The sequence below is a fragment of the Mesorhizobium sp. M4B.F.Ca.ET.089.01.1.1 genome, assembly GCF_004022605.1.
Taxonomy (GTDB): Bacteria; Pseudomonadota; Alphaproteobacteria; order Rhizobiales; family Rhizobiaceae; genus Mesorhizobium; species Mesorhizobium abyssinicae.
Genome location: NZ_RZOS01000772.1, coordinates 1 through 1,625 on the forward strand (window position 1 = coordinate 1; position 1,625 = coordinate 1,625).

2 protein-coding genes are annotated in these 1,625 nt (G+C 59.1%); both read left to right on the top strand.

All coding sequences use genetic code 11. From position 1 onward, the window contains the following. Window positions 1–536, top strand: a 536-nt coding sequence (locus EN780_RS33705) for a tyrosine-type recombinase/integrase (protein WP_145971028.1), incomplete at its 5' end; no start/stop codon positions are given. Then, a complete protein-coding gene (locus EN780_RS33710; protein WP_128276412.1) occupies window positions 533–1,537 on the top strand; it encodes a tyrosine-type recombinase/integrase in 1,005 nt (334 codons plus the stop codon). The genes EN780_RS33705 and EN780_RS33710, both read left to right, overlap by 4 nt. The last annotated feature ends 88 nt before the right edge of the window (window positions 1,538–1,625 follow it).

Sequence of the window (1,625 nt, forward strand, 5' to 3'; positions counted from 1 at the left end):
CGTATCACTTCCTGCTCGGCCTGCTGGCGGTCACGGGCATGCGCGTATCGGAGGCGCTCGCTCTACAACGGTCAGACCTCACCTGCGACGGACTGCTGATTCGCCGAAGCAAAGGTGGCGGAAGCCGACTGTTGCCGATCCATTCCACGACGCGCGAGGCGATTACCACCTATCTCGTTACGCGCAACCGGGCCTTTTCCATAAGCGACGATCTGTTCATCTGTTGCACCGGACGGGCGCCGACCAAGCAATCCGTCGGCAGGACGTTCAACAACTTGACCCGTCAGCTTGGCATTCGTGGCCCGGTTGGCACTCCAGGTCCGCGATTGCATGATCTTCGGCACAGTTTTGCTGTCCGTTCACTTGAGGCGTGCGCACATGATATCAACGCGGTGCGCCGCCACATGGTCGCGCTTCGAGATTACCTTGGGCACAGCAGCATTCTCTGTACCTATTGGTATCTCGAAGCCACGCCGGTTTTGATGCGCACCATTGCTGCGGTGAATGAGGATCGCTTCTTGGGAGATGCCCAATGACCCCGCTCGCTCCTCATCTTACCACATTTCTCGTCGATCATTTGCCACGGCATCGCAATGCCAGTCCCCACACGGTCGCAACTTACGCCGACAGCTTCACACTGCTGGCCCGGTTCGCGGCTGAGCTGCGACGACGCCGGCCTATCGATCTCCAAATCGAAGATCTCGATCCGGATCTGATCCTGGCTTTTCTGGATCATGTGGAGATTGGCCGTCGTAACAGCGCCGCTACCCGCAATGTCCGTCTTGCCGCGGTGCGATCCTTCTTTCGCTATATCGAGTACAAGATTCCTTCTTGCCTCGATCATGCGCTGCGTATTCACGCACTGCCCCAAAAGCGAACCGACATGCGGCTCATCGATACCCTGACAGTTGACGAGGTGAAGGCGCTGCTTGCCGCTCCCAACAGCCGCGATTATGGTGGGCTCCGCGATCGGGCGATGCTTCACATGGCCTATGCATGCGGACTGCGAGCATCGGAGCTTCTTTCCATACAGATGACCGCGTTCCCTCCCGGCTCGCTGGCAACAGTCCGCATTCACGGGAAGGGACGGCGCGAGCGTGTCCTACCCTTATGGCGTGAGACGCAGCAGGCCGTACGAGGCTGGATTGGCGCTCGTGGCATTACCAGCGAGCAGACCTTGTTCCTAAATCGGCTCGGCGAACCACTGAGCCGCGACGGCCTCGCATTGGTCTTAGCGAAGCATGTTCGTCAGGCGGCAATAGCGTGTCCATCCCTCCTCTCGAAGAGGGTGACACCACATGTCCTGCGCCACAGCTGTGCCGCTCATACATTGGCGGCTACCGGCGACATTCGGAAGGTCTCGCTATGGCTTGGGCACGCGTCGCTTCGGAGCACCGAAGTCTATCTGCGCGCCGATGCGACCGAGAAGCTGGCCATTCTCGCCGCCCATGCACCGCCGGGTGTGAAGCCTGGGCGGTTCCGGCCTCCTTCGGATAAGCTACTCGCCATGCTGGCGACCGCCAGAAACGGCACCTGACGACTGAACAGATAAATATTATGCCGAGCATTTTTGAACCACAATCCATGCCCTGAAGTCGCAGGGCATATGATGCTCGGCATAATTA

Coding starts and splice junctions, on each gene's coding strand:
- EN780_RS33710 (WP_128276412.1), top strand. CDS start 533: ATGACCCCGCTCGCTCCTCATCTTACCACATTTCTCGTCGATCATTTG.